At 61.2% G+C, this 7,941-nt stretch carries 5 protein-coding genes; 1 reads left to right on the forward strand and 4 read right to left on the reverse strand.

Translation table 11 applies throughout. The annotated features are described in order from the left end of the window. The 4 genes from AC1DBQ_RS19805 to AC1DBQ_RS19820 all read right to left on the reverse strand — a co-directional run. On the reverse strand, positions 1-648 hold a 648-nt coding region (locus AC1DBQ_RS19805; RefSeq protein ID WP_476930136.1), incomplete at its 3' end, for an ABC transporter permease. Positions 649-661: 13 nt separating this feature from the next. Beyond that, on the reverse strand, positions 662-1,639 hold the full coding sequence (locus AC1DBQ_RS19810; protein ID WP_476930137.1) for an ABC transporter permease: 978 nt from the start codon (positions 1,637-1,639) through the stop codon (positions 662-664). A gap of 129 nt (positions 1,640-1,768) precedes the next feature. Further along, the gene (locus AC1DBQ_RS19815) at positions 1,769-3,445 is read right to left on the reverse strand and encodes an ABC transporter substrate-binding protein (RefSeq protein ID WP_476930138.1); all 1,677 of its coding nucleotides are present in this window, start codon (positions 3,443-3,445) and stop codon (positions 1,769-1,771) included. 54 nt (positions 3,446-3,499) lie between these two features. Continuing rightward, the gene (locus AC1DBQ_RS19820) at positions 3,500-4,507 is read right to left on the reverse strand and encodes a LacI family DNA-binding transcriptional regulator (RefSeq protein WP_476930140.1); all 1,008 of its coding nucleotides are present in this window, start codon (positions 4,505-4,507) and stop codon (positions 3,500-3,502) included. Between the two features lie 403 nt (positions 4,508-4,910). Between AC1DBQ_RS19820 and AC1DBQ_RS19825 the strand changes: the two genes are divergently transcribed. Then, entirely contained in the window at positions 4,911-7,538 is a 2,628-nt protein-coding gene (locus AC1DBQ_RS19825) for a GH32 C-terminal domain-containing protein (protein WP_476930139.1), read from the forward strand. Positions 7,539-7,941 lie beyond the last annotated feature (403 nt).

Consider the following 7,941-nt stretch of genomic DNA (forward strand, 5'->3'; position numbering starts at 1 on the left):
CTCCCGGAACATGATGCGCCATGCTTTCTCGCCGGTCACGACGKCCGAAGCGACGAAGTCCTTGCTGCGCAGGGACAGAGCCTGGGAGCGGAGCACCCGTGCGCTGCCTGCCCAGCCCGTGATGACCAGGACAATGACGACGGTGACGGGCCCCGGCGGCAGAAATGCGGCGAGAACCACCAGAAGGGGAAGCCCGGGGATGAGCAGGAACACGTTGGTCAGCAGCGAGAGTAGTTCGTCGATGGCTTTGCCGAAGTACGCGGAGGCGATGCCGACGAGGCAGCCGATGAAGGTCGCCGCTAAACCTACGGTGAATCCGACCGCCAGTGAGCTTCGCGATCCCCACAGGGTGAGGGCGAGCACGTCCTGGCCTTTGGAGGTGGTTCCGAGCAGGTGGTCCCCGGATGGTGCCAGGGATGCTTCGGGGCCGAAGTCGGACGGGTTACCCGGGGCCAGGAGAGGGGCCAGCAGTGCCAGGAGGGCAAATATGACCAGGATGGCCAGTCCGAAAAGGGCCTTCTTGTTCGTGAGGATGCCGTGGACAAATCCTCCATGAGCCAGGCGTCCGGGGGCCGGAGGTTCAGGTATCTGAACGGTGGAGTTAACGGCCGTGGTAATAGTGGTGGGTGTTGAGTCTGTAAGTGACATGGGAGACCTGTTTCTAGCTGACCCGGACCCGGGGGTCCAGCCGTACGTAAATGATGTCGACCAGGAAGTTAGCTGCCAGCACGGCGGCGGTGATGGTGAGGAAGATGCCTTGGGTCAGGGGGTAGTCCAGTGCCTGGACGGAGGTCAGGAGCTGGTAGCCRATGCCCGGGTACGCGAACACGGTTTCGGTGAGGAGAGCACCGCCGACGACGAATCCAAGGGACATCCCGAACGACGTCACGGAGGGCAGCATGGCGTTGCGGGCCGCGTACTGGAACATGATCCGTGCCGGACGGAGTCCCTTGGCCCGGGCCATCGTGATGTAGTCCTCAGCGGTGGTGGCGATCATCGTGTTGCGCATCCCCAGCATCCAGCCGCCAATGGAGACCAAGACGATGGTCAGGGCCGGAAGGATGAGGTGAGTGGCTACGTCGCCAACGTATTCGAGGGAGAACGACGGGCTGAGGCCTGTGGAGAAGGCATGGCTCAACGGCAGCCAGCCCAGGGTTATCCCGAACAGATATAGAGCGGCCATGGCCAGMCAAAAGTAAGGGAAGGACCCGACGAAGATCAGCAGCGKAGGAAAGACGGAATCCAGGAACTTTCCGCGCCGCCATGCTGCGAGAATGCCGAGGAAATTGCCCAGAATGACGGCAATGACCAGGGAGGTGGCGCCGAGTAGAAGGGTCCATCCGATCTGTGATGCGATCACCTCAGAAACGGGGGTGGGGAACCGGGAGAGCGAGATGCCCATGTCCCCACGGAAGATGTTGCCGATGTAGGCGAGGTACTGCTCCCATAGGGGCCGGTCGTCCAGGCCGAAGAGTTGTCGGAGCGCATCCACCTGGTCCGGGCGCATCTGAGCCTGTACTTGGGAGAACATTCTGCTGACGGGGTCCCCGGGCATCAGCCTGGGGAGGAAGAAATTCAAGGTAATGCAGGTCCAGAAGGCGATGACGTAGAACCCCAGACGGCGGAGGAGGAATACCATGATTCCGCTTCTTTCTTGATGATTGTTGCGCCGCCCGGGGAACGGTCCGGGTCCGGCAGGTGGTAACTGTGCGGGTGCTGTGTGCAGCGGCGGTGGCTGTCCGGGGTGCCCCGGACAGCCACCAGATGGCTATTGCGCCGGCTTGAGGGAGGTCAGAATCAGCACGGTGGTGGCGGAGCGGACCGAGAGTGTGGCATACGGGTTATCGTTGCTGGGCCAGCCCGTGAATCGCTGGTCGGTGTAGGCGCCCCACGCCGGGCCGGAAAACAGCGGGATCACCGGGGCCACGTCATTGAAGCGTGCCTCAAGGGAGTTGACGAGGGTCTTCTGCGCTCCCGGCTCTGGCGTTGCCGCGAGCTCCTCAAGCGTTGCGGTCGCATCCGCGTCCCCGAATCGGTGGTAGTTTTCGTTGGCTTTTTGGCCGACCGGCACAACAACCTTCTGTGACATGACGCCGCGGTAGAACTCGTACGGMGTCGCGCCGGCGTTGCTCMAGACGATGCCACTGTCGAAGGATCCGTCAGTGTAGCCGGAGACGACCTGGGACCAGTCCGGGGAGTTGACCTCGACCTTCACGCCAAGTTTTTCCATGTTCTTGGAGATGATCTGGCCGACGGAAAGCCAGTCCGAAGATGCCGATCCGACGGAGAACTTGAACTGGAACGGCTTGCCGTCCTTGAGGGTACGGATACCGTCGGTTCCCTTTTTGTAGCCGGCGTCATCGAGCATCTGGTTGGCTTTGTCCACATTCAGCTTGGTCCAGTCGCAGTTGTCGACGATGCTCTGGTCGCGCCAGCTGGCGTAGGCGTCGCTGAGGCCGGTGCAGTCGGCCGGATGCGTGTAGCCCGACATGCCCAGGCTATCGACCTGGTCGCGGTCCACGGCCATGCTGAGTGCTTTGCGGACGACCGGATCGTTAAAGGGAGCCTTCGTGGTGTTCAGCTGCCAGTTGATCGTGCCACCGGTGGTGGGGTACCAGAAGTGGCGGTGTGCCGGATCCTTGTCAATATAGGTCTTCTGAACGTTGGGGATGAACTGGTCGCTCCAGTCCACGTCGCCGTTCTGCAGGGCGAGGTTGGCCCCGGAGTTGCCGGCGAAGGCCAGCATCCTGATGCCGGTGAGCTGCTGCTTTTCCGGCTGCCAGTAGTTGGGGTTCTTATCCAGTTCGAATGACTGTGTCTGGAAATGGGAGACCTGTGTATAGGGGCCCGTGCCTACCGGGTTGTCGTTAGTGGCCTTTGCCGGGTCCGCAATCTTCGACCAGACATGCTTAGGGGCGATGACCTGCTGGCCGACTTCGTAGAGTCCGGGGGAGTAGGCCTTGTTGAAGTCGAAGCGCACGGTGTGGGCGTCTATGGCTGAGACTTTGGCCAGATAGTCGAATCCTCCCTGGATCTTCTTCTGGAGGTCAAAGGTGTACACGACGTCGTCTGCGGTCAGTGGCTGTCCGTCCGACCACTTAACACCGTCACGGAGCGTGAAGGTCACGCCTTTGCCGTCTTTGTCTGCTTTCCACGACGCGCCGAGMCAGGGGACCGGTTCCCCCTTGACAGGGTTGACGATCAGCAGGGGTTCGAAGACCGACTGCTGCGTCATCGGCAGTGCGTTCGGKGAGAACGGGTTGAAGTTGCTGGTGAACGTTGCGKTGTCCTCCCGGGGGATTGTCAGGAGCCCGTTGGAGGCGCTCCMACCCTTGGCTGCGCTTCCGGAGGTGTTTCCGGCGCCGCAGCCGGTGAGAGCCAGGGCGCCAATCGCCAGTGTGGCCGCAACAACGGTCAGTGACCTTTTGGGGTTGATTTTGGGCATGAGGGAGCTCGTTTCGTCAGTGAAAGGGAGATTGGGGTTAGCGGGWAGTGAACGTCAGAACGCCGGGACCGGCAGGCGCACAGATGCACGCTCCACCAGAGGGCATTCGACAATGCGTTGGAGCGGGGCCAGGTCGCGGTTTGCTGCAAGTTTGGCCAGCATCGCGACTCCGGTTGCCCCCATTTGCTGGAACGGCAGTGCGACTGTCGTCAGGCTTGGCCGCAAATAGTTGGCGATGATCTCCTGGTTGTCGAAGCCAACCACGGAGATATCGTCCCCAATACGGAGCTTTCGTTCTTTGATGGCGTCGTAAGCGCCCATGGCCATGCGGTCAGTGGCGCAGAAGATCGCGGTCGGGGGCCGGGTGCCATCCAGGAGGGCAGCTGCTGCGCGGTAGCCCTGGTCTGCCTCGCCGTCCTCATTGATGACCAAGCTCTCATCCAGGCCGATGCCTGCCTGTTCAAGGGCTCGGACATATCCGGCCCGGCGGCCGATGGCGGCCGGAATGACGGGATCAAGGTTGATGAGCCCTATCCGGTCGTGTCCGGCCCCGATGAGTCTCCTCGTGGCAACATAGCCACCCTGAGCCTCATCCGGAATGACGGAATGCAGTTTTGCTGCCTCGTCAAAGCAGTGAACCAGAACCGTCGGCACCTCCTCCGCAACAGCGGGCAACCGCACACCCCTATGCCAGCTTGTTGCATAGATCAGACCCTCGACACGGTGCTCGAGCATGGTCTCGATGGCCCGCCGATCGGCGTCACTGCTGCCGTCGGTGCTGGCGATAAGAAGTGTCTTACCCTCCCGCGCGGCCTGTTCCTCGGCGCCGCGGACAATGTTGGCGGCATAAGGCGCTATCACGATTTCCGTGATCAGCCCGTAGAGCTTGGTCTGCTTGGATGCCAGCGCACKGGCTCCCGCGTTCGGGCGGTAGCCCAGTTCGATCACGGCCTGATGGACGCGGTCACGGGTTTCTTCTGGAATTCCGTTTCCCGTTCCACCACTGAGGACAAAAGAAACAGTCGTCCGAGAAACTCCGACATGCTTCGCGACATCCTGCATCGTCACTTTKGCCTGCCGTGGGTTCGTCTCCATTGACCGTCCGATGTCTAGTAATTAGGGATGAATATTGGATGAGAGTCTAGCCTGACCTACTGATGCGCGTTACTAACGCGCGTTAGTGATGTGACATAGAACATATACCGCACTGGTTCAAGCTGTCAAGGTGGGTGCGAGTGACCCACCCCTCGCCCAGGTTTCGGTATTTTCCGGGAATACCTGGGCATCCATCAGCGGGATGCGGGGATTCCGACCAAGCCGTTGACTTGTCTGGCGGACAGACCATAGGTTTTCCCCTTGACAACGTTGTCCAAGCTTCCGGTCTGGCGAAATCAAAGCCTTGCAGAACCAGCCGAGCAACAACCGGCATTACCTGCCTGTCACTGTCGACATGAAAGGCGAACACGTGCGCCGCACACATTCCCTTCCCGGGCTTCCACCGGGACCAAGCTCGAAAAAACGTCTCAACGCCCTGGTCCTCGCGGCCATGATGGCCGCCGGTAGCGCGCTCCCACTATCCGGCGCGGCTCTGGCTGCGGACTCCTCCGGAACGTCCGCGACCTCCTCCGGAACGGCCGGCGCTTCCTCGCCTTACACCGAGGCCTACAGGCCACAGTTCCACTTCAGCCCGGAAAAGAACTGGATGAACGACCCGAACGGGTTGGTCTACTACCAGGGCGAATACCATATGTTCTTCCAGTACAACCCCTCCGGGGACACCTGGGGCAATATGTCCTGGGGCCACGCGGTTAGCACGGACCTGGTGCACTGGACGCAGCTCCCGGTGGCGATTCCCCAGGACGATAAAAACATGATCTTCTCGGGCAGCGCTGTCATCGATAAAGACAACACGACTGGCCTTGGTCAGCCGGGCAACCCTGCCATGGTGGCAATTTATACCGCGGCCGACAAGGCCACCGGTAAGCAGTCCCAGGCACTCGCCTACAGCACGGACAAAGGCCGGACTTTTACCAAATATTCCGGGAACCCCGTGCTGGACATCGGGTCAAACAATTTCAGGGACCCGAAAGTCTTCTGGTATCAGGCCAAACATGAGTGGCTGATGTCAGCCGTTTTGTCCGACCAGCACAAGGTGACGTTCTATCGTTCTCCAGACCTGAAAACTTGGACGCATCTCAGTGATTTCGGACCTGCAGGCGCCACGGGGGGTKCCTGGGAGTGTCCTGACCTGTTCCCTCTGCCGGATCCCKCCAATCCCGGCAAGCAGAAGTGGGTACTGACGGTCAACCTCAACCCGGGCGGGATTGCCGGAGGTTCGGGCGTCCAATATTTCACGGGAAGTTTCGACGGCACCAAGTTCGTCTCTGATGACAAACCCTACGTCCCCCCGGCAGGGACATCTTTGGGAAGCTTCGATGACGGTACATTTCAAGGCTGGCAAGCCACCGGGGCCGCCTTCGGTGCTGCCCCCGCCACTGGAAGCCTGCCGGGCCAGTCCCCGGTTACAGGCTGGGTAGGAACCGGCTTCGCCAACAGCTTCAACGGCGGTGACGGCCCCACTGGCACACTGAGCTCGCAGACCTTCGCCATCAACAAGGCCCACCTGAACTTCCTCGTCGGCGGCGGCAACCACCCCTACGTCGCCGACACTGTCCCGTTCGGCACCCTGCCGGCCKGGACCGTGTTCGACGACTTCTCCGGGKACACCTACGGGGCAGGCTGGACCGCCACCGGCTCCTTTGCCAACTCCGGGCCCTCGACCGAGAGCCTGCCCAACCAGCTCGGGCCTAAGGCGCTGGACACCTATGCGCCCGACGGCGAGGCCGGCACCGGCACCATTACCTCACCGGCCTTCACGGTCAACAGCCCGTATATCGACCTGCAGGTCGCCGGCGGCAACCACCCCTGGGGCCAGTCGAACCCGGCCGCGGTCAACCTGATCGTCGGCGGAAAGATCGTCGAGACCACCACGGGCTCCAACAGCCCGGACCTGAAGTGGACGAATTGGGACATGAGCAAGTACCAGGGCCAGCAGGCCCAGATCCAGGTCGTGGACCAGAACGACGGATCCACCGGGTGGGGTCACCTCATGGTCGGGGATATCGTCTTCGCCGGCGCCCCCGCCAAGCCATGGGACACACAGACCTCGGTCAACCTCGTCGTCGACKGCAAAGTTGTGCGCTCCGCCACGGGCACAGACAGCGAGAACCTGGATTGGGCCTCGTGGGACCTTAGCGACCTGATCGGCAAGCAGGCGCAGATCCAGGTCGTTGACCACAACTCCGGCGGCTGGGGACACATCCTGGCCGACGCTTTCACTCTCTCAGACACGGCGTCACAATCTGCGATCCAACGCGCGCACTGGGTCGATTACGGCAAGGACAATTACGCCGGTGTCACCTTCAATGACGCCCCTGGCGGCAAGCGGATCATGATCGGGTGGATKAACAACTGGGACTACGGCGGAGCCATTCCCACTTCACCGTGGCGCAGTGCAATGACGGTTCCCCGGGAGCTGTCCCTCCAAACCGTTGACGGAGCACCTCGTCTGGCGCAGACACCAATCCACCAGCTCAACGACCTCACCGCAGGTCCGGCCGTCCACAAGCAGAATGTGTCCGTCCCGGCCGGAAGCACCATCGTGCCGGCTACAGGGAAGGCAGTGGACATCACAGCGTCCTTCGCTGCCGGTACTGCAAGCTCCTACGGACTGAAAGTCCGCACCGGGTCCGGCCAAGAAACACTCGTCGGCTATGACAACAAAGCCGGACAGGTCTACATCGACCGGACAAAATCCGGCTCTGTGGGATTCAGCTCCAGCTTCCCCGGAGTGCAGACCGCGCCGCTGACGAYAACCGGGGGAGCGGTCAAACTGCACGTTCTGGTTGACTGGTCCTCGGTCGAAGTCTTTGCCGATGATGGAAAGATCGTTCTTACAGACCAGATCTTCCCTGACCCATCCAGCCAGGGCATTKAAGCATTCTCTAATGGAGGAGCCGCCGTTCTTACCTCCTTGGACGTCAAGCAGATGAATTCAATCTGGCCCTCGGCAGCCCCTAGCAAAAACGGGTAATAACCGCGTTAAGCCCTTGAAACTGCGGCGCCCGCACCTTCACTGTTGCGGGCGCCGTTCCCGTCCCGGATACTCGAGCCTGTTCTCTTGTATCCCTTGTCCCTGAACGCCGATCATGACCACCCGCCTTCAGCCGTATCACCGGGTCCCAATCTGCAAAATCTGCAAGTGGATCACTTCCACTGGTAACGGTGCATATTCGTTTGCAAACTAATCTGTGCACGGCCATGGAGTTCGCTTCGGCGCTCCAAGKGCAGGGCGATAGTGCAGCCAGGTTCTGTCAAGTGAGTTAGCAGTGAGGCAATGTGCGGCCGTGGTCAGCGGCCTGACGCTCGACCAACGACGGCACAGACGATGCCGAGCACGACCCACGACGCCGCCATGAGCCGCACTATTCGGACGT

This window comes from Arthrobacter sp. 10T413_2 (assembly GCF_056394205.1).